The sequence below is a fragment of the Streptomyces sp. NPDC005955 genome, assembly GCF_042871255.1.
GTDB lineage: Bacteria > Actinomycetota > Actinomycetes > Streptomycetales > Streptomycetaceae > Streptomyces.
On record NZ_JBIAIF010000018.1, the window covers coordinates 48,831 to 71,205 of the forward strand.

Consider the following 22,375-nt stretch of genomic DNA (forward strand, 5'->3'; position numbering starts at 1 on the left):
TCTCGTCCCCCGCGCCGAACAGCGTGCGGCGCAGCCCCTTGATGCCGACGATACACCAGACTCGTCACTCAGGGACATAGTTGCTCTACTCTCCGTGACGGTCGGCGGCGTTTCCGACACACGGAGCATTTGGGGGAAGGCGGGAGGTCCCCGACCGCCGGGTGGCGCGCCGGGGGACGTTCCGCGGGTCGTGCACGGCGTGGCCCGGCGGTGCGCGGCACCCCGGGGGGCGCTCGACGCACCTCGGTGCGCCGCGGTCGCTCCGCGCACGCCGTGCGGACCTCGACCGGTGGCCGCTCCGTGCGGCTCACCCGGTGACGAGCACCGGGTTCAGCAGCGGCTCCCCCGCCGCGTACCGGGTCAACTGTGCGACCAGCAGCCGCCGGGCCCGCGGCAGGTACGCGCTGGAGGGCCCGCCCACATGGGGGCTGATCAGCACCCCCGGTGCGTGCCAGAGGGGGTGGTCCTCGGGCAGCGGCTCGGGGTCGGTGACGTCGAGCGCGGCGGTGAGGCGGCCCCGGGTCAGCTCCGCGAGCAGCGCCCCGGTGTCGACGACGGCGCCCCGGGCGACGTTCACCAGGAGCGCGCCGTCCTTCATCCGGGCCAGGAACGCGGCATCGGCCAGGTGCCGGGTCTCATCGGTGAGCGGGGTGGCGAGGACCACGACGTCGGCGTGCGGGAGCAGGGCGGGGGTTGCGTCCAGGGCGTGCACCGGACCGCGGGCGGCGATCCGTGCGGAGCGGGCGACCCGGGTGACGGCCGCGACCTCGAAGGGCAGCAGCCGCTCCTCGATCGCCGCGCCGATCGACCCGTAGCCGACGATGAGCACCGAGCGGTCGGCGAGCGCGGGGCGGAAGCCGGAGCGCCACCGGCCGCGGTCCTGGTCGCGCACGAAGTCCGGGACGCCGCGCAGGGATGCGAGGATCAGTGCGAGGGTCAACTCCGCGGTGCTGGCGTCGTGCACCCCGCGCGCATTGCACAGGTGCACGCCGGAGCGCACGGAGGGCAGCGCCGGCAGGACGTCGTCGACTCCCGCGGTGAGCGTCTGGATGACCTCCAGACGGTGCATCAGGGGCAGTGCGCCCACCTTCACGGACGGCTGCTTCAGATAGGGCACCGTGAAGAACGCGCAGTCCGCGGGGTCGGCGGGGTACGCCTGCCCGCCGTCCTCGCCGCCGTCGTAGAAGTAGTAGGAGAGGGCGTCGGGAAGGCCCTCGATCTCGTCCGGGGGCACGGGCAGCCACACGTCACCTGTCATGGTTCCGAGGCTAGTGGGCGCTCCCGGGCCGGTCCGCGACGGCCGGTGGGCGGCCCCTGCGGCGAGGAGGTCCGGTGCGCAGCGGTTAGTTTGGGGGCCGCTCGAACAGCAGTGGGAGGGTACGGCGAGGTGGAGCGCAGGACGATCGGCGCGACGGGACTGCGGGTGGGTGCGGTGGGGCTCGGCTGCATGCCGATGAGCTGGGCGTACTCCGCCTCCCGGCGGCGCGGCGAGGAGTCCGTGCGCACCCTGCACACGGCCCTGGACCTGGGCTGTTCGCTCCTCGACACCGCCGACATGTACGGCCCCTTCACCAATGAGCTGCTGATCGGACGGGTCCTCAGACAGCGTCGGGCCGAGGCGTTCGTCACCACCAAGTGCGGCCTGCTGGTGGGCGACCAGCACATCGTGGCCAACGGTCGCCCCAGCTATGTGAAGCGGGCCTGTGACGCTTCGCTACGTCGACTCCAGACCGATGTGATCGATCTGTACCAGTTGCACCGCCCCGATCCGGAGGTGCCGGTCGAGGAGACCTGGGGGGCGATGTCCGAGTTGGTGGGCGCGGGCAAGGTGCGCGCCCTCGGTGTGTGTGCGCTGGGCGTGCGCGCCTCCCGCCGGTCCGGGGAGCGGCCGCACGCGGTGACGGTGCGCCAGTTGGAGCGGCTGCAACAGGTGTTCCCGGTCGCCGCGGTCGAGGCGGAGCTGTCGGTGTGGTCGCCGGAGGCCGTCGAGGTGCTGCTGCCCTGGTGCGAGGCGCGGGGGGTCGGCTTCCTGGCCGCGATGCCGTTGGGCAGCGGCTACCTCACCGGCACGCTGACCCCCGGTCAGGGCTTCGAACCGGACGACGTACGGGCCCGGCACCCCCGTTTCACCGCGGAGGTGATGGCCGCGAACCAGGCGATCGTGGCGGGTTTGCGCCGGGTGGCCCGGCGGCACGGCGGCTCCGCGGCCGGGGTGACCCCGGCGCAGGTCGCGCTGGCGTGGGTGCTGGAACGGGGCCGGCACGTGGTCGCGGTCCCGGGCGCCAAGCGGGCCCGCTGGGTGGTGGAGAACGCGGGGGCGGCGGGGCTGCGGCTGACCGATGCGGACCGGGCGGAGATCGCGGGGCTGCCGCCGGTCCGGGAGTCCTGGGAGCCGTGGGACTAGGACGTGGGTCGCTCCGTGTCGATCCGATCGTCGGATCGTTGGTTGACGTGCGTCGTTGACCGATGCCCGGTGTGCCCGTACCGAGGGAGCCGTTGAAGGTCTTCACCGCTCGCCGCAGGCGCCCGCTGCCGCCCGCCGGCGTTCGGGTTCGCGCCCGGGCAGGCCGGTGACGCACCGGCGTTCACCCGGGTCACGGCCCGGCCAGGGGCGCCCCGGAGCCACGCCGGACGTGGTCCTGGCCGACCAGGCCCACTCGTCCCGGGCGATCCGCCTCCACCTGCGGCGGCGCGGCATCCGGAAGGGGCGGGAGCCGTCGGGCGGCCTTGCGTCTGCCCGCTCCTCCTGCGAGACGATACGCACCGTCTTGACACGGAGGCCATCGCCCCGTACCTTCTTGCCCATGGGAACCCTGTGACGACAGCACGCGCCACCGCGTAGAGCCTCGCTCCGCGGTGGGCGCACCGCCACCTGTCCGTCACCACCGAAGGGGGGCCGCTCTTGCGCACCCATACCGCCCAACTGGCCGTGCACGACCTCACCAAGCGCTACGACGAGAAGCTCGTCCTCGACCACGTCCACCTCTCCGTCCGGCCCGGCGAGAAGGTCGGCGTGATCGGGGACAACGGCTCGGGGAAGTCCACGCTGCTGAAGCTGCTGACCGGCAGTGAACGGCCCGACAGCGGTGAGGTCACCGTCAGCGCGCCCGGCGGCGTCGGTTATCTCGCGCAGGCGCTCGACCTGCCCGCCGACGCCACCGTCCAGGACGCGGTCGACCTGGCACTGACCGAACTGCGGGCCCTGGAAGCCCAACTGCGCTGCGACGAAGAACAGCTGGAGACGGCCGACGAGGGTCCCGCTCTCGCATCCGCTCTCACGGCCTACGAGCGGCACCTCGCCCTGTACGAGGCGCGCGACGGCTACCGGGCCGAGGACCGCGTCGACATCGCCCTGCACGGGCTCGGCCTGCCCGGACTGGCGCGCGACCGCCTGCTCGGCTCGCTCTCCGGCGGTGAGCGGTCCCGGCTCGCGCTCGCCGCGACGCTCGCGGCCCGACCGGAGCTGCTGCTGCTCGACGAACCGACCAACGACCTGGACGACCAAGCCGTCGGCTGGCTCGAAGCGCACCTGCGCGAGCACCGCGGCACGGTGGTCGCGGTCACCCACGACCGCGCCTTCCTGGCCAACCTGACCAGCACGATCCTGGAGGTCGCGGAGGGAAAGATCACTCGCTACGGCGACGGCTACGCCGGCTACCGCACGGCGAAGGCCGCCGAGCGCAGCCGCCGTCTCCAGGAGTACCGGCACTGGCGCGACGAGCTCGTGCGCAGCCGTCATCTGGCCGAGTCGAACGCGGCGCGGCTCGGGGCGATCCCGCGCAAGGTGCCGATGGCGAAGTTCGGGCACGGCGCGTTCCGCTCCCGCGACCGCAGCCACGGGGCGACGGTCCGGATCCGGAACGCGAAGGAGCGGGTCGCCCGGCTGACCGCCGCACCGGTCCGACTACCGCCCGATCCCCTGGTGTTCGCCGCATCGGTGCCCACCGGCACGAGCAACGGCGAGGCCGCCGGCGGCACGGTCCGGCCCGCCGCCGAGCTCATCGACGTCCATCTGGACGACCGGCTCGACCTGCCGCAGTTGTCGCTCTCTCCGGGCGAGCGGCTGCTCGTCACCGGGCCGAACGGGGCGGGCAAGTCCACTCTGCTCGGGGTCCTCGCGGGCGAGGTCCGGCCGCAGCGCGGCACGGTGCGGGTGTCCGGGAAGGTGGGGATGCTGCGGCAGCAGCAGGTGCCGTGGCCGTCGGACCTGAGCGTGCTCGACGCCTTCGCCCACGACCGGCCCGGCGACCGGGAGGAGCAGCGCGACCTGCTGCTCTCCCTCGGCCTGTTCCGGCCCGCCGACCTGCGGCTGCGGATCGGCGAGCTGTCGTACGGCCAGCGGCGCAGGATCGAGCTGGCCCGGCTGGTCACGCGGCCGGTCGACCTGCTGCTCCTGGACGAGCCGACGAACCACCTCTCCCCGGCCCTGGTCGAGGAACTGGAGCAGGCCCTCACCTCGTACGAGGGCGCGCTGGTGGTGGTCACCCACGACCGGCTCATGCGGCAGCGGTTCACCGGGAGCCGCCTCGAACTGGCCGGTGGGCGACCCGTCGTGGGCGTCTGACACGAGGCGGCCGCGAGCGGCCCGGTGCGGGCGCCGGGTGGGGAGGACGGGACCCACCGGGTGGAGGTGTCGGTGACCGGCGACACCCGGCGTGCGGACCGGGAACGTTCCGGGGCCGGGCGGTGTACGGGAGACTGGGCACCCGGCCCGCCGACGGTCGACGGTGCCGAACCGCCCGGCCGTGCCCACTGACCACGACGAAGGGACCGAGATCGTGCGACGTCCAGCCGTGACGGCCGTGTTCACCACCGCCGCGCTCCTGCTCACCGGGTGTTCCTCGGACGGCTCCGACCTCCCCGCCCTCGGGAGCCGGACGACGGACGCGTCGACGGCGCCCTCGGCCTCCGCGTCCGGGGCCGACGCCGACGCTCCCCCGGCGAAGGGCACCGCCGCGGTGGTGCGCACGGTGGCCGAGGACCTCAAGTCCCCCTGGGGCCTCGCCCCGCTGCCCGACGGCGACCTGCTGGTCTCCTCCCGCGACGAGGGCACCATCAGCCGGATCGACGGCCGGACCGGTGCGCGGGTGGAGCTGGGCACCGTACCCGGGGTGGCGGCGGCCGGCGAGGGCGGGCTGATGGGGCTCGCGCTCTCGCCCTCCTTCGCCTCCGACCGGATGGTCTACGCCTACTTCACCACCGCCTCGGACAACCGCATCGCGCGGCTGCGGTACGAGGAGGACAAGCCCACCGGGCAGCAGCTCGGCGCACCCGACACGGTGCTGCGCGGGATTCCGAAGGGCAGCAACCACAACGGCGGCCGGATCGCCTTCGGCCCCGACAAGATGCTGTACGCCGGCACGGGGGAGATCGGCCAGACGGGACTGTCCCAGGACAAGGGGTCGCTGGCCGGGAAGATCCTGCGCATGACCCCGGAGGGCGAGCCGGCACCGGGCAACCCCCTGGGTGAGGACTCGTACGTCTACTCGTACGGACACCGCAACGTCCAGGGGCTCGCCTGGGACGAGGAGAAGCGGCTGTGGGCCGCGGAGTTCGGCCAGGACACCTGGGACGAGCTCAACGAGATCGTCCCGGGCGGCAACTACGGCTGGCCCGAGGTCGAGGGCAAGGGCGGCGGGGCCGGGTTCCGCGACCCGGTGGCGCAGTGGCCCACCTCGGACGCCTCGCCGAGCGGCATCGCCTACGCCCAGGGTTCGATCTGGATGGCGGGGCTGCGCGGGGAGCGGCTGTGGCGCATCCCGGTGAGCGGGGTGGACGGCGCGCCCGAGCCTCAGGCGTTCCTGCGCGGCGAGTACGGGCGGCTGCGCACGGTGGTGGCCGCGGGCGACGACCGGCTGTGGCTGATGACCAGCGAGACGGACGGCCGCGGGTCGCCCGGGGGCGCCGACGACCGGGTCCTGGAGCTGCGGGTGAGCTGACCCGCGGCCGTCAGTCCGACGGTTCGGCGGGCGGCGACGACGGTGCCGGTGGCGGTACCCGGACGGTGACCTTGCCGGAGCCGAGGTCTATCGGCCCCCGCCCCGGGTCACCGTCGCTCTGGTCCTCGCGGGTGAGTTCCAGGCGCTTGGTCTCGTCGTCGGTGTGCCTGCGTCCGGGGGCGAAGACTGCGTCGATCACGTTGAACACGGTGCCTCCTCGGGCCGGTTCTCCCCGTCAGCGTAGTCGAGCCCGCCCCGTGTCCGGGGGTGCGCGGAACGTCACCGGGCGGCGGGCCGCTCGCTGCCCGCGCCGACCGCACGGGGCGCCGGCGGGAAGGCCCCCAGCCGGTGGGCCAGGGCCGCCGCCTCGCCCCGGCCGGAGACCTGGAGCTTGCCCAGGATGTTGGAGACGTGCACGCTCGCGGTCTTCGGCGCGATGAACAGTTCCTCGGCGATCTGACGGTTGCTGCGCCCGGCGGCGACCAGCCGTAGGACGTCGCGTTCCCGGCTGGTCAGGCCGAAGGCGGTCAACGGGTCGACGGGGGCCGGGGCGGGCAGGCCGGTGAGGGACAGGCGGGCCCGCTGGGCCAGCCGCTCCACCGCTTCGCCGAGCGGGACGGTCCCCAGGTGGCGGGCGAGGGCGGCGGTCTGTCGGAGGAGTTCCGTGGCACGGGTGCGGTCGTCCTCCGCGCCGAGCAGGGCCTCGGCGAGCCGGAAGCGGACCTGCGCCAGGTCGTAGGGGCGCTCCAGCGGGCCGAAAGCGGTGACGACCTCCTGCCAGTCGGCCGGGGTGTCGGTCCCTTCGGCGCGACGGAGCTCGGCACGGACCCAGTGGTCGTGGGCCTGCCAGACCGGGGCACCGGTGGTGAGGGTGCGGGCGGCGGACCGGATGCGCGCGAGGGCCGCGGCCCGGCCCGGGCCGGCCGGTGGCAGCCCACGGGCGTCGGCCTCGACGGTGGCGGCGGCCCGCAGCAGGGGCCAGCCGTAGCGCTGGGTGCCGGGCGGGAACCCGCCGGTGATCGCGGCGTCGAGCTCCACCCGGGCGTCGAGGACCCGGCCTTCGTGCGCGGCGACCTCCAGGGCGACCGCGGCCATCGGGAGGGAGTGTTGGGGCATCGGGCCGTAGCTGCCGTACCAGCGGCGGGCCTCCGCGAGTTGACGGGTGGCCTCCGCGTCGTCCCCGCGGGCGAGCGCGAGGTGCGCGGCGTGGACGGCCGCGGAGGCGCGGGGCTTGGAACCGTAGACGGGGTGCCGGGTGCGGGCGATGGAGCAGGCGGAGTCGTCCCAGCGGCCGAGCGCGTACAGGGACTCGGCGCGGTTGCTCCAGATCCACGCCTCCGTGTCGCGCAGGCCGAGGGTGCGGGCCAGTTCGGCGCCCTCGTCGAGGAGGGCGACCGCCTCCCGGGAGCGGCCGACGCCTTCGAGTGCGGAGGGCAGGTTCACGTAGACGCGGCCGACCGCTCCCCGGCCCAGGTCCTGCGCGCTCTCCTTGACCTCGTACATCTCGGCGAGCCCGGCCTCCACGTCCCCCGCGTCGACCATGAGGCCGCCCAGGGTGAGGCGGGCGTTGAGTTCGATGTCCCGGGCGCCGACCATGCGGGCGTACTCGACGGCGCGTTCGGCGGCGGTGAGGCTGTCCGGGCCCGGCTGGTGGAGCATCAACCAGTTGGCGACCCGGGCGAGGACCTCGGCGTGCACCAGGGACGGCGGCAGACCGCTCACCAGGTCCTGGGCCGTGGCGAGTTCCTGCCAGCCGTCGCCCCGGGCGAGGGTCTGGACGAGCATGGACCGCTGCACCCAGAACCAGGCGGCGCGCAGGGCGTCGGGTTCTTCCTGGAGCAGCCGCAGGGCCCGCTTGGTGATCTTCAGCGCACGGTCACGCTCCCCGCAGAGCCGTCCGGCGACGGTGGCCTCGGCCAGTACGTCGTGATAGGTGAGGCGGGTGGTCCCGGGGGTGACGTCACAGCGCGGGGCCGACCCGACGTTGTCACCCGCGCACAGCAGGGCGCGGACCTCCTCGGGCGTCTCGTCCCACAGTTCCATCGCCCGTTCCAGCAGCCTCAGCTGTTCGGCGTAGGCGTGGCGGTGGCGGGCCTCGGTGGAGGCTTCGAGCACGGCGGGCAGGGCCTTGGCCGGGTCGTGCGCGTGGTACCAGTAGCTGGCGAGGCGGGTGGCGCGCTCGTCGGCGGGCACCAGGGCCGGTTCGGCTTCCAGGGCCTCGGCGTAGCGCCGGTTGAGGCGGGAGCGCTCGCCGGGCAGCAGGTCGTCGCTGACCGCCTCGCGGACCAGGGAGTGCCGGAAGCGGTAGCCGTCGCCGTCGGGCGTGGGCTGGAGGATGCTGGCGCCGACCGCGGCGCGCAGTGCCTCGATGAGGTCGTCCTCGCCGAGTCGGGCGACGGCGGCGAGCAGGGCGTGGCCGATGCTGGAGCCGCCCTCGGCGACGGTCCTGACGACCCGTTGGGCGTGGTCGGGGAGCCGTTCGACCCGGACGAGGAGGAGGTCGCGCAGCGAGTCGGACAGCGGTGGGCAGCAGTCCTCGCCCGCGGCGACGGCGAGTTCCTCGACGAAGAAGGGGTTGCCGTCGGAGCGGTCGAAGATCTCGTCGACGAGGGTGGGGTCGGGTTCCGCGGCGAGGATGCCGGCCATCTGGGCACCGACCTCATCACGGCTGAAACGATTCAGTTCGATGCGGCGGATGGTGCGCAGCCGGTCGAGTTCGGCGAGCAGGGGGCGCAGCGGGTGGCGCCGGTGGATGTCGTCGGCGCGGTAGCTGGCGAGGAGGACGATCCGCCCGCGGCGCAGGGTGCGGAAGAGGTAGGCGAGGAGGTGGCGGGTGGAGGCGTCGGACCAGTGCAGGTCCTCCAGGGCGATCAGGACGGTCCGCTCGGCGGCGACCCGCTCCAGCAGGCGCGCGGTCAGCTCGAAGAGGCGCGCCATCGCCTCCTCGTCGTGGAGTCCCCCGGGGGCTTCGCCCAGTTCGGGCAGGAGCCGGGCGAGTTCTTCCTCCTGTCCGGCGGCCGCGGCGGCGAGTTCCCCGGGCAGCAGGAGGCGCAGGGCGCGCAGCGCGGTGGAGAAGGGGGCGAACGGCAGTCCCTCGGCGCCGATCTCGACGCAGCCGCCGACGGCCACGACGACGTCCCGGGCGCGGGCGGTGCGGGCGAACTCCTCGATGAGGCGGGTCTTGCCGACGCCCGCCTCGCCACCGAGGAGCAGCGCCTGGGGTTCGCCCTCCGTGGCGCGGGTGAGCGCCTCGCGGAGCACGCCGAGCTCCGCGGTCCGGCCGATGAACACGGGGCTTACTGACCTGGTCTCCACGCCACCGAGCATCGCACAGGCCGGTGACGCTCCCCCAGCGGTTATGCGTGCGCTCCGGCTCGGCGGCGGCCGGTGGCCCGGGGCCCGGTCGGGCAGGGACGGAACCGTCGGGGGGGCGGGGGGCGGCGCCCCCCCCGGGGGGGGGGGGGGGGCCCCCGGGGCCCCCCCCCGGGGGGGGGGGGGGGCCCGGGGGGGCGGGGTGGGGGGGGGGGGGGGGGGGGGGGGGGGGGGGGGGGGGGGGGGGGGGGGGGGGGGCGGGGGGGGGGGGGGGGGGGGGGCCCCCCCCCCCCCCCCGGGGAGGGTGGTGCCGGCCCGTTCGTCCCTCGTACAGGCGGGTGTCGGGCCCGGTGGGTTCATGCGGCGCGGGTGAAGCGTTCGGGCCGTTGCTCACGGGTCCCTACGGGGCCCTGCCGGCCGGCGGGTTGCTGCTCGGCGGCGGCGCGGCGTTCTCGGCGGGACCGCAGCGCCGCGCGGACGAGGCGCTGGTGGTCGGCCTCGCGGTGGAGGTCTTCGATGTGGAGTCGGTGCAGTTCGTACGCGAACATCTGGTGCCCCTCGGCTGGTCGTGGTGTCGCTTCCGCGATGCCTCCACTGTCCTGGCCCGGGGGGTGCCGGCGCATCGGGCGGATGCCGCATCTCGCCCGGTGGGGGTGCCTTAGACGGGGAGCGACCGGCTCCCGGGTGCCTTAGGCGGGCGCCGACCGCGCCGTCCGCTGCCCATCGGCCCCGCGGACGCGCCGGTGTTGTCGCACCGGCGCGTACCGTCTCGGGCCGCGTCCGGACTACGGGCTCACGCAGATCACGTAGGACTGGAAGCCGCCGCCGAGCACCGTGAAGGACGCCTGGGTCTGCCATCCGGTGGCCGGCCCGCCCTGCGTGCCCGCGGGCTTGGGGATCGGCGCGTTCTCGATGACGTTGACCGAGCCGAGCAGCCCGAAGGTGTCGAAGCCGCCGCCGGTGGCCACGTCACCGGGGAGGCAGTTGGCCGTGGACGTCACGCCCACGCCGATGAGCAGCGGGGTGGCCTGGGGACCCTTGATGACATAGGTGTTCAGCGTCGCCGGACCCTGCGGGCCCTGCGTGCCTTGGGTTCCCTGAGTTCCCTGGGGGCCCTGAGTACCGTTGGTGCCCTGGGGACCCTGGGTGCCGTTGGTCCCGTTGGTGCCCTGCGGCCCCTGAGTCCCGTTGGCGCCCTGCGGACCCTGAGTGCCGTTGGTCCCGTTCGCGCCTTGGGTGCCCTGGGGGCCCTGGGCACCATTGGTCCCGTTGGTGCCTTGGGTGCCCTGCGGACCCTGGGACCCGTTGGCACCCTGCGCACCATTGGTGCCGTTCGCGCCCTGGGTGCCCTGCGGGCCCTGAGATCCGTCAGCGCCGTTGGCACCCTGGGCGCCCTGTGCGCCCTGCGCACCGTTGGTTCCGTTGGTGCCGTTCGTTCCATTGGTGCCGTTGGTTCCGTTGGCACCCTGAGTGCCCTGGGTGCCCTGCGGTCCGGCGGCACCGTTGGCGCCCTGCGCACCTTGTGCACCGTTGGTGCCGTTGGCGCCCTGCGGGCCCTGCGGACCGTTCGTGCCGTTGGTGCCGTTCGTTCCCTGCGGGCCCTGCGGCCCGACGGCGCCGTTGGCGCCCTGCGCACCGTTGGTGCCGTTGGCACCCTGGGATCCCTGGGGGCCGGCAGAGCCGTTGGCACCCTGCGGACCCTGAGCGCCGTTGGTCCCGTTGGTGCCCTTGGGCCCCTGGGGGCCGGTAGCACCCGTGGCACCCTGCGGACCGTTGGTGCCATTGGTGCCGTTGGTGCCCTTGACCCCCTGCGGACCCTGCGGGCCGGGCACGCCCTGCGGTCCCTGCGGACCCTGCGGACCCTGGCCACCGCCACCGCCACCACCGCCGCCGCCCTGGGGGCCGCGCGCGTCCTCTCCATCGGCGGCGCGGTCCTGCCCGCTCGCCGACGCGGCACCGTTCGGCCCCGGCAGGCCCAGGCTGTGCCGAGGGCCCGAGCGCTCGACGGCGTCGGCGATGGCCACCGTGCTCGGCACGACGTTGAGAACGGCGGCCAAGGTACCTGCCGAAACCAGGGTGATCGTTCTCACCCGGCTGCGACCGATGGTTCTACGGTTCACCTGAATTCCTTTCACGAAGAAAACAAAGAGACGGGTCACGGCCGCCGCACGAGACAGCCGTTCGGCCTAACGACGCAATTGTGCGACGTTCGTAGGGGATGATGAATCGGGTCATTTTCGACAGACGTCCGGGCAGGTTGCGCACACGGCTCGCGACAGACGGAAAATGTCCCCCAATTGGAGACGCATTGCAGTGAAAGGGCTGCGGATACGGAGGGGGCCGGCCGGTAGGGGAATCCGTTGCGTGTCGGAATGGGGAGGCCGCGGGGCTTCCTCTACGGTGACCCCACGGCACGTCCTGAAAGCCGGCCCGAGCCCGCCGGCGCAGGCTCCGTCCGGGAGACCTCACGTACGGAAGGAAAGGAGGACGGGGAAGCGGGCCTGCCGCAGGCACCACGCCCCTGACCGCCCATGCGTGGAATTCTGTTGGCCGGCGGCACCGGATCGCGACTTTGGCCACTGACCCGTTCCGTTTCCAAACAGCTCCTGCCGGTGTTCGACAAACCGATGGTCTATTACCCCCTCTCCACACTCGTACTGGCGAGGGTGAGTGAAGTCCTCGTCATCACGACCCCGGAACACCAGGAGCAGTTCCGCGCACTGCTCGGCGACGGCAGTCAGCTCGGTCTGCGCATCGACTACGCGACGCAGGAGCGTCCGGAAGGAATCGCCCAGGCGTTCGTCCTGGGGGCCGATTTCATCGGGGACGAATCCGTCGCGCTGATCCTCGGCGACAACATCTTCCACGGCTCGGGACTGGGCGCCCGGCTGACGCAGGAGGGCCGGACGAGCGGCGGCCACGTCTTCGCGTACCAGGTCGCGAACCCCTCGGCCTACGGCGTGGTGGAGTTCGACGACCGCGGCAGGGCGTTGTCCATCGAGGAGAAGCCCGCCCGCCCCCGGTCCCGGTACGCCGTGCCCGGACTGTACTTCTACGACCACCGCGTCGTGGAGATGGCGCGCGGGCTGCGGCCCAGCGCCCGCGGCGAGTTGGAGATCACCGACCTCAACCGCGCCTATCTGGAGGCCGGCGAACTCCGCGTCACCCGGCTCGACCGGGGCACCGCCTGGCTGGACACCGGGACCTTCGCGTCCATGGTCCAGGCCGCGGAGTTCGTCCGGGTCGTCGAGGAGCGCCAGGGGCTCAAGATCGGCTGTGTGGAGGAGGCGGCCTGGCGGGTCGGGCTGATCGACGACGACCAGCTCCGCGCCCTGGCCCGGCCGCTCCTCACCAGCGGATACGGGCAGTACCTGATGGACCTGTTGGACCAGGACGACCGGTGTGCGTGTGCCGTCGTGGCGCCGCGGGACGGCGGATCGGCGCAGTCCGCGGCGACCGCCTGACGGACCGCCGAGACAGACGGAAGGAACGTGACGGGTGAGACCGCTGGACATCGAGGGCGCCTGGGTGGACCGACCACGGGTGTTCGCGGACCGCAGGGGCCACTTCCACGAGTGGTTCAGGGCCGACGCGTTCCGTGAGGTGACCGGGCACCCGCTGCGCCTGGAGCAGGCCAACTGCTCCCGGTCCGGCCGCGGCACGCTGCGGGGCGTCCACTACGCCGCGGTCCCGCCGGGACAGGCCAAGTACGTGACGTGCGTCAGCGGAGCGGTGCTCGACGTGGTGGTGGACCTGCGCACCGGCTCCCCGACCTTCGGCACGTGGGAGGCGGTGCGCCTCGACGACCGGGAGCACCGGGCCGTGTACCTCTCGGAGGGCCTGGGCCATGCCTTCATGGCGCTGGAGGAGGGTTCCGTCGTGGTCTACCTCTGCTCCGAAGGCTACGCACCACAACGGGAGTTCGGGATCCATCCGCTCGATCCGGAGCTGGCGATCCGGTGGCCCGACGGTCTCGCCCCGCAGCTCTCCGACAAGGACGCCGCGGCGCCCACGTTGGCGGAGGCCGAACGGCGGGGCCTGCTGCCCACCCACGAGGAGTGCCTCGCCCACCGGCGACGGCTGCGCTCCGGAGCCCGGGGAGAAGCATGCGTCTCCTCGTGACCGGCGGGGCGGGGTTCATCGGTTCGGAGTTCGTCCGCGGCCGGCTGCGGGCCGATCCGACGGCGCACGTCACCGTCCTCGACGCACTCGCCTACTGCGGGGTCGAGGAGAACCTGGCGTCCGTCGCGGACCGCCCCGGATACCGTTTCGTCCGCGGTGACGTGTGCGACCGCGAGGTGGTCGACCAGGTGATGGCGGGGCAGGACGCCGTGGTGCACTTCGCGGCCGAATCGCACGTGGACCGGTCGATCGCGGGGGCCGCGCCCTTCGTCCGCACCAATGTCGTCGGCACCCAGGTCCTGTTGGACGCGGCGCTGCGCCACCGCGTGGGCCGGTTCGTCCAGGTGTCGACGGACGAGGTGTACGGCTCGATCGGCGAGGGCTCGTGGACCGAGGAGTCGCCGCTCGCGCCCAACTCCCCGTACGCCGCGTCCAAGGGTGCGGCCGACCTCCTGGTCCTCGCCCACCACCGCACCCACGGTCTGGACGTCGTGATCACCCGGTGCACCAACAACTACGGGCCGCACCAGTTCCCCGAGAAGCTCATCCCGCTGTTCGTCACCCGGCTGCTCGACGGGCGGACCGTCCCCCTCTACGGCGACGGTCGGCACGTCCGCGACTGGCTGCACGTCTCCGACCACTGCCGCGGCATCGAACTCGCCCTGCGCGACGGGCGGCCCGGGGAGGTGTACCACATCGGCGGCGGGACCGAGCTGAGCAACCACAAGCTCACCGGGCTGCTGCTGGACGCCGTCGGCGCCGACTGGGACCGGGTCACCCCGGTGGCCGACCGCAAGGGCCACGACCTGCGCTACTCGCTGGACGACGGCAAGATCCGCGAACAGCTCGGCTACGCGCCCGAGGTCCCGTTCACGGAGGGCCTCGCGGACACGGTCGACTGGTACCGGGACCACCCCTGCTGGTGGACCCCGCTCACCGCCGGGGCGGAGCGCTCATGACGGCGGGCACGTCGTGGCTGGTGACCGGCGCGGGCGGGATGCTCGGCCGGGACGTGCGGGCGGAACTCCTCGCGACCCCGGGTGCCGAGGTGACCGGGCGGACCCGCGGCGAGCTGGACGTCACCGACCGCCGGGCCGTGCGCGCGGTCGTCGCCGCGCACCGGGTGGTCGTCAACTGCGCCGCCTGGACGGACGTGGACGGCGCCGAGGTGCACGAGGCGGCGGCGACCGCGGTCAACGGCGCGGGCGTACGGAACCTCGCACGGGTCTGCGCCGAGACGGGAGCGGTCCTGCTGCACGTCTCCACCGACTACGTCCTGGCCGGTGACGCCCGCCGGCCGTACGCCGAGGACGCGCCGACCGGGCCGCTCAACGCCTACGGCCGGGGCAAACTGCTGGGGGAGCGGGCGGTGGCCGAACTGCTCCCGTGCACCGGCTACACCGTGCGCACCGCCTGGCTCTACGGCACGCACGGGCCCAACTTCGTCGCCACGGTGCTCGGGCTCGCCCGCAACAGGGCGACCGTCGACGTGGTCGCCGACCAGTACGGCCAGCCCACCCGGTCGGCGGAGCTCGCCCGGCAACTGGTCGCGCTCGGGCGGGCCGCACTGACCGGACGGGCCCCGGCGGGCGTCTACCACGGCACGGCGGCGGGGTGCACGACCTGGTACGGGCTGGCCCGGGAGGCGTACCGGCTGAGCGGGCTCGACCCCGGGCGGGTCCGCCCCGTCGACTCGGCCGCGTTCCCGAGACCCGCCGCCCGACCGGCGTACGGGGTGCTGGGACACGAGGGGTGGACGCGTGCCGGGGTCGCCCGCCAACCGGGTTGGCGGGACCAACTGGCCGCGGCCCTGGCGACCCCCCGGTTCGCGGCGGCGGCCGCCGCGGCCCGGGCCGCGGCCCCCGCCCCCGTGGCGGGGTGAGGGCCGGGGCGCCGCCTCAGACCAACAGCGGTCCGCCGCAGCGGGTCGCGCCCTCCTTCATGGCGATGAGGTTCGCCACCACGTAGGAGATGTTGTTGGAGGAGTGCCACTCGGTCGGGAAGTACGTCACCAGACGGGAGCTCTGGAAGCGCGCCTCGATCTCGGGGACGAACGCCCGGTACTGGTCGTCCGTGTAGTACCAGAAGGAGTTCTCGTTGTAGAACGCCACGTGGGTGGGGTCCTGGTAGGCCCCGCGCCCGTCCGAGCTGGGCGTCGTGGTCAGCAGCATCCCGCCGGGCGCCAGCAGCCGGTACAGCTCGTTGATCAGCGGCACCTTCGCGGTCACGTGCTCCAGGAAGTCCACCGCGCGGATCAGGCCGACCGAGCCGTCGGGGAGGTCCAGCGGGTCGGGGAGCGTCGCCACGATGTCCACGCCCTCGCCCGGGTGCTGGTCCACGCCCAGGTAACCCGGGGGTTTGCGGTGGGCCGCGCCGAGGTCCAGGGCGAGCAGCCCGCGGCGCCGGCTCCAGGCCAGGGCGTTGGCCTCGACGTACTTGTCGTAGAGGGCGACCGTCTCCCGCTGGATGTGCGCATTGACCTCCGCGTCGCGCTGGGTGTTCTGCGCGTGCATGCGCTGGAGGTAGAGGCAGCGGTCGACGTGGTGGAAGTCGCCCACCTGGAACAGTCGGCACATCAGGTCCTGGTCGTCCAGGACCGTGCGGGTGGCGTCGTAGCCGCCGACCTTCGTGTAGGCGTCCCGGCGGAACGCCCGCACGTGGTTGGGCGCGTACCAGATGTACGAGACGTTGTGCGGCGTCGGCGCCATGGTCGTGGTGGCCAGCAGTTGCCGGCCGTCGACGAGCACCTCCTCGTACTGCCAGCCGTGCGTCTCGTTGAACCGGGAGTCGTCCCGTCCGCCGTCCTCGGTGATCTGGGCGGTGTTGCTGTAGACGAAGACGGCGTCCGGGTGCTCGGCGAACGCCTTGCCCAGTTCGGCCAGGCAGTCGCGGGCCAGCAGGTCGTCGTGGTCGAGCTCCACCAGGATCTCGCCGCGGGCGAGTTCGCAGGCCCGGCGCTTCGTCGCGCCGACGCCGCGGATGTCGTCGGCGATCTCCACGCGGACCCGGTCGTCGGGGCGCTCGGGCCGCCACCGGGCGCCGTTGTTGAGGAGGACGATCCACTCCCAGTCCTGACGGGACTGCGCCTGGAGCGTCGCCAGGCACTCGTCCAGGAAGCGGGGCCGGTGGCTGGGGGTGAAGACGGAGAACTCGGGTGTCGCGGTCGGCGTCATCTGCGGCTACCTGCCTAGGTCTCGGGGTTCGCGGCGGCATCGCTCTCGTCGGGTGAGGGGTGCGGGGCGACCGGCTCCCGGAAGGACCGCGGCACGGGGGGTGCAGCGCCGGGACGCGTTCGACCACACGTCCAGAATCTTCCCACTCGTCACCGTTCGGGAGGATTGAGGATGCGGCGGTCAAGGTAGCGACGCGCCCGCCGCTTCGTCACCTCTCAGCGGGCCGGGCCTCCCGTAGACCACTCGAACGTACGCAGAGCCCACCCCTGTTCGCCCCCGACCCCGGCCGACGGGACCGCCGAGATGACTGCCCGTCAGCTCTCGTGCGTGGAGGCGCGGACGACCAGCTGAGGGGGGAACCGTTCGATCCGCTCGGCCCGTTCGCGGCCCGGCGCCTGAAGCAGCGTCAGCCCGCGTTCGGCCATGACGGACAGCGGGTGCCGGATGGACGTGATGGGCGGGTCGAGGAGCTTGAGCATCTCGGTGTCGTCGAATCCGGTGACGGCGATCTGCCGGGGCACGGCGACCGAGGAACGGTGCAGCGTGCTCACGAGTCCCACGGCGAGGACGTCCGCTCCGCAGACCACCGCGTCGACGCTGTCGCGCTGTTCGATGATGCGGCGGGCCGCCGTCCGACCGGCACCGGTGGTGAAGTCGGGCAGCAGGATGGTGGGGGCGTCGGGCCCCTGCGCCTCGGTGAAGGCCGCCACCCGTTCGGCGCCCGAGGAGGACGCCTGGTCGGCGACGAGCGCGATCCGGTGCCGGCCGATGCCCTCCAGATGGTCGACGAGGAGCCGGACCGCCGCGGCGTTGTCGAGGGTGACCGCGACGGTGCCGGAACCCTTGGCCCACCGGTCGAAGAGGACCACCGGACGCCGTCGGGCGGCGTCCCGGATGGCGGGTCCGGAGGCGCCGGCCGACACCGGGACGACGAACAGGCCGTCCACCCGGCCGCTGAGCAGGGTGTCGATCTGCTCGGCCTCGATCGCGGTGTCGTTCGCCGCGTCGGAGACGACCAGCGTGCCGCCCACGGCGCGCACCTGTCGGGCGATGGCGTCGGCGAGTTGGACGAAGTAGGGGTTGGCGAGCGAGGGGAGGACCACGCCGATGGTGCCGGTCTCGCCGGTGCGCAGCGCCCGGGCCGAGTGGTTGGGCTGGTAGCCGAGCCGGTTCGCGGCCTCCTCGACACGGCGCGCGAGCTCGGGATCGACGTTGCGCGGGGTGCCGGCGAGGACGCGTGACGCCGTCGCACGGGAGACGCCGGCGGCCTCGGCCACGTCGATGAGTCGGGGCGCTGTCACGTAAGTGTTCCCTCTCGGTCGGTGGGGGGGGCGCCACGGCGGCGGGGCGAACGGGCACGACGAGGCTACTTGACGCCACGGGTGCGCTGGTACAGCATGTCGGAAATCGATCTCCCAGGATCCCAAGGAGGGCAAATGTCGCCCATCACCGTCGTTGGTTCGGTGAACCGCGACTTCGTCCTGACCGTCAAGGACCTGCCGCACCCCGGCGAGACCGTGCTCGCACGGCGCTTCGTGGAGGGGGTCGGCGGCAAGGGCGCCAACCAGGCCGTCGCCGCCGCCCGCCTCGGCTCGCGGGTGCGGCTCGTCGCCAGGGTCGGTGCGGACGCGGACGTCATCCTCGACGCGCTCGGGTCCGAAGGAGTGGACGTCGACGCCGTGCGGTCGGACGGGCGGACCACGACCGGGATCGCCGCCGTGGTCGTCGACGACGCCGGCGAGAACACCATCGTCGTGAACCCGGGGGCCAACGCGGAACTCGGCGTCCAGGACCTGCCGGCCCAGCTCGTCCGGTCGGCGGGAGAGATCGTCCTCGTCCAGAACGAGGTCCCGTCCGAGGTGGTCGCGGCGGCGGTGCTCCGGGCCGGCGAACAGGGCGGGGTCGTCATCCTCAACCCCGCCCCGGCCCGGCCGATCGACATGCGGGTACTGGCCGCCGTCGACGTCCTCGTCCCCAACCTCGGCGAGCTCGCCTCGCTCCTCGACACCGACCGGCCCACCACCGTCGACGGGGTGCGGACCCTGCTGGAGCGCGCCGCGCTCCCCTGCCGGGCCGTCGTGGTGACGATCGGCGCGGACGGCGCCGTCCTGAAGGAGGCGCACAGCCCGCACACCACCCACGTCCCCGCGCCGACGGTGGACGCGGTCGACACCGTGGGCGCCGGCGACACCTTCTGCGGCGCCCTCGCGGACGCGCTCGGACGCGGCGTCGAGCTGCCGGCCGCGGTCGAACGGGCCGTGCACGCGGCCTCGTACGCCGCCACCGGCCTCGGTGCCCAGACCTCCATGCCGTACGCATCCCAGCTCGACGCACCTGCGGTCACTTCCGTTCCCTGAACCCCGCGGGTCACCCACCAGCACTACGGAGAACCACCCATGAGGAACCTCAAGATCGGCGTGTTCGAGAACGCGCAGACCAATGCGAGTGGCACGGCCACCTGGCGTCACCCCGACAGCCGGCGGCACGAGTTCGACACCCTCGACTACTGGCGCGACCTCGCCGCCGTGTGCGAGGACGCCAAGCTGGACTTCCTGTTCCTCGCCGACGCGTGGGGCTGGTCCGAGATCGACGGCGTGCGCCCGCCCATCGCGACGGAGGAGACCCTCGACCTCCCGCGGCTCGACCCGGTCGTGGTGGCGTCCGCACTGCTGTCCACGACGACCCACCTGGGCCTCGTCATGACCGGCTCGGTCCTCGTGGAACCCCCGTACGCGTTCGCCCGCCGCATGGCCACGCTCGACCAGCTCTCCGGCGGTCGCATCGGCTGGAACGTCGTGACGACCGGCACCGCCGACACCGCGGTCAAGGCGTTCGGCATGGAGATGGTGGCCCACGACGACCGCTACCGGATGGCCGAGGACTTCCTCGAACTCGTCTACAAGTACTGGGAGGGGGCCTGGGAGCCGGACGCGCTGGAGAAGGACAAGGAGGGACGGTTCGCCGACCCCGCCAAGGTGCACCTCATCACCCACGAGGGCCCGTACTTCCGCTCGCAGGGCTACGGCAACACCGCGCGTTCCCCGCAGGGCACGCCCGTCCTGTTCCAGGCCGGGGCCTCGCCCGCCGGGCGCCGGGTCGGCGGCCGGCACGGCGAGTGCATGTTCGTGGGCAGCGGCTCGATCCCGCAGCTCGCCGGGCACACGGCGTCCATCCGCGAGGAGGCCGTCAAGGCGGGTCGCCGGGCCGACCAGGTGAAGGTCATGTCGGCGTTCTCCTGTGTCGTCGGTGCCACCACCTCCGACGCGGAGCGGCGCTACCAGCGCATCCTGGACGCCCAGCGCCCCGAGGTGACCGTGGCCAGCTACGCCATGTTCACCGGGCTCGACCTGTCGTCCTACGCGCCCGAGACGCCCATGGCGAGCCTGTCCACCGAGATGTCGCAGACCCAGGTGGCCCGCTTCGCCGACAAGACGGTCGGTGACGTCCTCGCCGACTGGCACACCCACGGGGTCGGAGCGCGACCCGTCGTCGGCACGGCCGAGGAGATCGCCGACGAGATCTGCTCGCTCGCCGAGGGCGCCGACCTCGACGGGTTCCTGCTGTCCCCGACGGTCCAGCCCACCTCGACCACGGACTTCGTCGAGTCGGTGCTGCCGATCCTGCGGGCCCGCGGGGTCTTCCGCGGGGAGTACACGGAGGGCGAGAGCCTGCGCGAGCGGCTCACCGGGGCGTCCGACCGGGCGCTGCCGGACAGCCACCCCGCGGCACGCTTCCGGCACTGAGCACCGCACGCACGAACGAGAGGATGTCGAAGACCATGGCCACGTCTACTCACCACCCGCTCGGGACGTCCGCGTCGCCGACGGAACTGGACGGGGCGGCGCTGCGACGGGCGTTCGGGGCCTACCCGACCGGTGTCGTCGCGATCGGCGCGCTGCACGGCACCGAACCGGTCGGGTTCGCGGCGAACTCGTTCGTCTCGATCTCGCTCGACCCGCCCCTGGCCGCGGTCAGCGTGGCCCGCACCTCGACCACCTGGCCGCGGCTCGCCCAGGCGCCGGTCCTGGGGCTGAGCGTGCTCAGCAACGGGCAGGGCACGCTGTGCCGACGGCTGGCCTCCCGGGAGGGCAACCGCTTCAACGGCGTCTCCTGGCGGGCCACGTCCGAGGGCGCCGTGCTGATCGAGGACGCCGCGCTCTGGCTGACGGCCCGGGTGCGCGCGACCTACGACGGCGGTGACCACGAGATCGTGCTCGTGGAACTGTTGACGGCCGAGTTGTTCCCCGGGGTGGAACCGCTCGTCTTCCACACCAGCCAGTTCCGTGAGCTCGTCCCCCATGAATGACGTCCGGGCGGTCCGCGCACCCCTCACGGGTGAGGTGGTGCACGGTGCCGGTCGGGGCCGTGGGCTCGGGTTCCCCACCGCGAACCTCGCGGCCGATCCCGGCTCGTCCGTCCCACCGCCCGCGATCTACAGCGGCTGGGTCGTACGCCACTCGACCGGCGCCGTCCACCGCGGCACCATCAGCATCGGGTCGAACCCGACCTTCTGCGACACCACGGACGTGCACGTCGAGGTCCACTGCCACGACGTGTCGGACGACTTCTACGGCGAGCGCATCGGACTGTGGTTCGTGGCACGCATCCGCGACACCGTGAAGTTCGCGTCCACCGACGACCTGGTGCGCGCCGCCCACCTGGACGTCCTGCGGTCGGAGGCACTGCTCGCCTCCGACCGCGGGCGCCGCGTCCTCACCGGCGCACTCGCCGCGGACGCAGAGACCGCCTCCGTCTGAGGCACCCCGCTCCACCCGGAGTCGGCGGCGCACACCGCCGTACTCCCCCGCTCCACGACCGGCCCGGTCCGGGCCCCACTCCCCCACACCCTGATTGGCTCAAGAACGAACAAAGGTGTGAGTAATGAGCGCATTTCAGTGGTTGAACGAACAGTTCAGCTTCTTCGGCCTGGATGTCTACTGGTCCGATTTCCTCGGCAACATCCTGGCGCTCGCGACGGTCTTCCTGGCGCTGAGGCGCTTGCTCATCGCCTGGCCGGTGCAGATCCTCGGGTCGGTGCTCCTGCTGATCGCCAGCTTGAACGTGGACCTCGGAGGAAACGCCGCGCGGCAAGTGGTGATCATAGCATCGGCCACCTGGGGCTGGGCGACGTGGCGGCGCAGCCGGGAGAAGGAGGGCGCGATCAACGTCCGCTGGGCTTCCTGGCGGGAACGCATCGTGCTGCTCGTCGTGATGGTCGTCGGAACGTTCGCGTTCGCCGCCCTGCTCAAGGCGACCGAAGCGTCCTTCTACCCCGGCGCTCCGTGGTGGATGGTCCTCGCTGACGCCTGGATCTTCGTCGGCTCGATCCTGGCGATGTACTCGCAGGCCCGGCGGTACGTGGAGTTCTGGTTCGCCTGGCTGGCCGTCGACCTCGTCGGGGTGCCCCTGGCGATCCACTCCGAGCTGTACTTCTCCGGCATCGTCTACGCCATCTTCTTCGTGATGGTCGTCATCGGCATCCGCGACTGGGCGGGCCGCAGCACGAACCAGGAGATCGTCTCGCCGCTCGAACCCGCCGTCGTCGTGGAGGGCCGCAGCGACCTGGAGGGCCGCGAAGGCGAGGGCGCCCGCAACGGCACCGCACCGGCCACCGGGTCGCACTCCCCCGCGTCGGGGACGGGAACGGCGAGCGGGCCAGGGGCCGCCGGCTGACCGACGCGCCCCCGTGGGTGCGGCCACCACCGAAGACACCCGTCGGGGGGGGGCCCCGGGGGGGCCCCCCCCCCCGGGGGGGGGGGGGGGGGGGGGGGGGGGGGGGGGGGGGCGGGGGGCCCGGGGCAACCCCAGCGGTAGTGGGGGTTAATTGCG

19 protein-coding genes and 1 pseudogene are annotated in these 22,375 nt (G+C 73.3%); 13 read left to right on the forward strand and 7 right to left on the reverse strand.

The features are described 5' to 3' along the window. Nucleotides 1–307 precede the first annotated feature (307 nt). Nucleotides 308–1,258: an NAD(P)-dependent oxidoreductase gene (locus tag ACFYOU_RS30740; protein WP_391310248.1), complete on the reverse strand. Its 951-nt coding sequence runs from the start codon at nucleotides 1,256–1,258 to the stop codon at nucleotides 308–310. A 129-nt stretch (nucleotides 1,259–1,387) separates the two neighbouring features. On the opposite strand from ACFYOU_RS30740, the gene ACFYOU_RS30745 reads away from it, so the two are divergent. From ACFYOU_RS30745 to ACFYOU_RS30760, 4 genes and pseudogenes are all read left to right on the forward strand, one after another. After that, complete coding sequence (locus tag ACFYOU_RS30745) at nucleotides 1,388–2,404, forward strand: aldo/keto reductase (protein ID WP_391310250.1); 1,017 nt, start codon at nucleotides 1,388–1,390, stop codon at nucleotides 2,402–2,404. Nucleotides 2,405–2,512: 108 nt separating this feature from the next. Then, nucleotides 2,513–2,702: pseudogene (locus ACFYOU_RS30750) on the forward strand (IS5/IS1182 family transposase); the annotation flags it as partial. 200 nt (nucleotides 2,703–2,902) lie between these two features. Beyond that, the gene (locus ACFYOU_RS30755; RefSeq protein WP_391310251.1) at nucleotides 2,903–4,564 is read left to right on the forward strand and encodes a TlrC/CarA/OleB/SrmB family ABC-F type ribosomal protection protein; all 1,662 of its coding nucleotides are present in this window, start codon (nucleotides 2,903–2,905) and stop codon (nucleotides 4,562–4,564) included. Nucleotides 4,565–4,778: 214 nt separating this feature from the next. Then, nucleotides 4,779–5,939, forward strand: coding sequence for a PQQ-dependent sugar dehydrogenase (locus ACFYOU_RS30760; protein WP_391310254.1), 1,161 nt, complete (start codon nucleotides 4,779–4,781; stop codon nucleotides 5,937–5,939). Nucleotides 5,940–5,949: 10 nt separating this feature from the next. On the opposite strand, the gene ACFYOU_RS30765 is transcribed toward ACFYOU_RS30760, so the two are convergent. From ACFYOU_RS30765 to ACFYOU_RS30780, 4 genes are all read right to left on the reverse strand, one after another. Further along, nucleotides 5,950–6,147, reverse strand: a complete 198-nt coding sequence (locus tag ACFYOU_RS30765; RefSeq protein ID WP_391310256.1) for a DUF6191 domain-containing protein — start codon at nucleotides 6,145–6,147, stop codon at nucleotides 5,950–5,952. 71 nt (nucleotides 6,148–6,218) lie between these two features. Continuing rightward, nucleotides 6,219–9,266: an AAA family ATPase gene (locus tag ACFYOU_RS30770; RefSeq protein WP_391310258.1), complete on the reverse strand. Its 3,048-nt coding sequence runs from the start codon at nucleotides 9,264–9,266 to the stop codon at nucleotides 6,219–6,221. Nucleotides 9,267–9,607: 341 nt separating this feature from the next. Continuing rightward, a complete protein-coding gene (locus ACFYOU_RS30775; RefSeq protein ID WP_391310260.1) occupies nucleotides 9,608–9,799 on the reverse strand; it encodes a hypothetical protein in 192 nt (63 codons plus the stop codon). Nucleotides 9,800–10,036: 237 nt separating this feature from the next. Further along, nucleotides 10,037–11,308, reverse strand: a complete 1,272-nt coding sequence (locus tag ACFYOU_RS30780; protein WP_391310262.1) for a collagen-like protein — start codon at nucleotides 11,306–11,308, stop codon at nucleotides 10,037–10,039. Between the two features lie 474 nt (nucleotides 11,309–11,782). Between ACFYOU_RS30780 and rfbA the strand changes: the two genes are divergently transcribed. Genes rfbA through rfbD form a run of 4 tightly spaced genes read left to right on the forward strand, consistent with a single transcriptional unit; the run spans nucleotide 11,783 to nucleotide 15,255 of the window. Continuing rightward, nucleotides 11,783–12,715 (forward strand): glucose-1-phosphate thymidylyltransferase RfbA, encoded by a 933-nt coding sequence (rfbA, locus tag ACFYOU_RS30785; protein WP_391310264.1) that lies wholly within the window; start codon nucleotides 11,783–11,785, stop codon nucleotides 12,713–12,715. A 34-nt stretch (nucleotides 12,716–12,749) separates the two neighbouring features. After that, nucleotides 12,750–13,373, forward strand: a complete 624-nt coding sequence (gene rfbC, locus ACFYOU_RS30790; protein WP_391310267.1) for a dTDP-4-dehydrorhamnose 3,5-epimerase — start codon at nucleotides 12,750–12,752, stop codon at nucleotides 13,371–13,373. Next, the gene (rfbB, locus tag ACFYOU_RS30795; protein WP_389772335.1) at nucleotides 13,358–14,332 is read left to right on the forward strand and encodes a dTDP-glucose 4,6-dehydratase; all 975 of its coding nucleotides are present in this window, start codon (nucleotides 13,358–13,360) and stop codon (nucleotides 14,330–14,332) included. The genes rfbC and rfbB overlap by 16 nt, the downstream gene beginning before the upstream one ends. After that, on the forward strand, nucleotides 14,329–15,255 hold the full coding sequence (rfbD, locus tag ACFYOU_RS30800; RefSeq protein ID WP_391310270.1) for a dTDP-4-dehydrorhamnose reductase: 927 nt from the start codon (nucleotides 14,329–14,331) through the stop codon (nucleotides 15,253–15,255). The genes rfbB and rfbD overlap by 4 nt, the downstream gene beginning before the upstream one ends. 16 nt (nucleotides 15,256–15,271) lie before the next feature. Here the strand turns inward: rfbD and ACFYOU_RS30805 are convergent, their stop codons facing one another. Both ACFYOU_RS30805 and ACFYOU_RS30810 read right to left on the reverse strand, forming a co-directional pair. Further along, complete coding sequence (locus tag ACFYOU_RS30805) at nucleotides 15,272–16,546, reverse strand: glycosyltransferase (RefSeq protein ID WP_389772340.1); 1,275 nt, start codon at nucleotides 16,544–16,546, stop codon at nucleotides 15,272–15,274. A gap of 314 nt (nucleotides 16,547–16,860) precedes the next feature. Beyond that, the gene (locus ACFYOU_RS30810; RefSeq protein ID WP_391310272.1) at nucleotides 16,861–17,847 is read right to left on the reverse strand and encodes a substrate-binding domain-containing protein; all 987 of its coding nucleotides are present in this window, start codon (nucleotides 17,845–17,847) and stop codon (nucleotides 16,861–16,863) included. A 135-nt stretch (nucleotides 17,848–17,982) separates the two neighbouring features. Between ACFYOU_RS30810 and ACFYOU_RS30815 the strand changes: the two genes are divergently transcribed. The 5 genes from ACFYOU_RS30815 (at nucleotide 17,983) to ACFYOU_RS30835 (ending at nucleotide 22,219) form a co-directional block, all read left to right on the forward strand. Further along, on the forward strand, nucleotides 17,983–18,903 hold the full coding sequence (locus tag ACFYOU_RS30815) for a PfkB family carbohydrate kinase (protein WP_391310274.1): 921 nt from the start codon (nucleotides 17,983–17,985) through the stop codon (nucleotides 18,901–18,903). Between the two features lie 39 nt (nucleotides 18,904–18,942). Next, nucleotides 18,943–20,289 (forward strand): NtaA/DmoA family FMN-dependent monooxygenase, encoded by a 1,347-nt coding sequence (locus tag ACFYOU_RS30820; protein WP_391310275.1) that lies wholly within the window; start codon nucleotides 18,943–18,945, stop codon nucleotides 20,287–20,289. 35 nt (nucleotides 20,290–20,324) lie between these two features. Further along, nucleotides 20,325–20,852 carry a flavin reductase gene (locus ACFYOU_RS30825; RefSeq protein WP_391310277.1) on the forward strand — a complete coding sequence of 176 codons (528 nt, stop codon included), beginning with the start codon at nucleotides 20,325–20,327 and terminating at the stop codon, nucleotides 20,850–20,852. After that, the gene (locus tag ACFYOU_RS30830) at nucleotides 20,845–21,303 is read left to right on the forward strand and encodes a riboflavin kinase (RefSeq protein ID WP_391310278.1); all 459 of its coding nucleotides are present in this window, start codon (nucleotides 20,845–20,847) and stop codon (nucleotides 21,301–21,303) included. Before ACFYOU_RS30825 ends, ACFYOU_RS30830 begins: the two co-directional genes overlap by 8 nt. A 124-nt stretch (nucleotides 21,304–21,427) precedes the next feature. Then, nucleotides 21,428–22,219 carry a nicotinamide riboside transporter PnuC gene (locus ACFYOU_RS30835; RefSeq protein ID WP_389772359.1) on the forward strand — a complete coding sequence of 264 codons (792 nt, stop codon included), beginning with the start codon at nucleotides 21,428–21,430 and terminating at the stop codon, nucleotides 22,217–22,219. The last annotated feature ends 156 nt before the right edge of the window (nucleotides 22,220–22,375 follow it).

Bases quoted from the DNA above. Each gene is read 5' to 3' on its own strand.
- ACFYOU_RS30775 (WP_391310260.1), bottom strand. From the start codon at position 9,799: ATGTTCGCGTACGAACTGCACCGACTCCACATCGAAGACCTCCACCGC.
- rfbB (WP_389772335.1), top strand. From the start codon at position 13,358: ATGCGTCTCCTCGTGACCGGCGGGGCGGGGTTCATCGGTTCGGAGTTC.
- ACFYOU_RS30770 (WP_391310258.1), bottom strand. From the start codon at position 9,266: ATGCTCGGTGGCGTGGAGACCAGGTCAGTAAGCCCCGTGTTCATCGGC.
- ACFYOU_RS30815 (WP_391310274.1), top strand. From the start codon at position 17,983: ATGTCGCCCATCACCGTCGTTGGTTCGGTGAACCGCGACTTCGTCCTG.
- rfbA (WP_391310264.1), top strand. From the start codon at position 11,783: ATGCGTGGAATTCTGTTGGCCGGCGGCACCGGATCGCGACTTTGGCCA.
- ACFYOU_RS30805 (WP_389772340.1), bottom strand. From the start codon at position 16,546: ATGACGCCGACCGCGACACCCGAGTTCTCCGTCTTCACCCCCAGCCAC.
- ACFYOU_RS30820 (WP_391310275.1), top strand. From the start codon at position 18,943: ATGAGGAACCTCAAGATCGGCGTGTTCGAGAACGCGCAGACCAATGCG.
- ACFYOU_RS30835 (WP_389772359.1), top strand. From the start codon at position 21,428: ATGAGCGCATTTCAGTGGTTGAACGAACAGTTCAGCTTCTTCGGCCTG.
- ACFYOU_RS30830 (WP_391310278.1), top strand. From the start codon at position 20,845: ATGAATGACGTCCGGGCGGTCCGCGCACCCCTCACGGGTGAGGTGGTG.
- rfbD (WP_391310270.1), top strand. From the start codon at position 14,329: ATGACGGCGGGCACGTCGTGGCTGGTGACCGGCGCGGGCGGGATGCTC.
- ACFYOU_RS30825 (WP_391310277.1), top strand. From the start codon at position 20,325: ATGGCCACGTCTACTCACCACCCGCTCGGGACGTCCGCGTCGCCGACG.
- ACFYOU_RS30740 (WP_391310248.1), bottom strand. From the start codon at position 1,258: ATGACAGGTGACGTGTGGCTGCCCGTGCCCCCGGACGAGATCGAGGGC.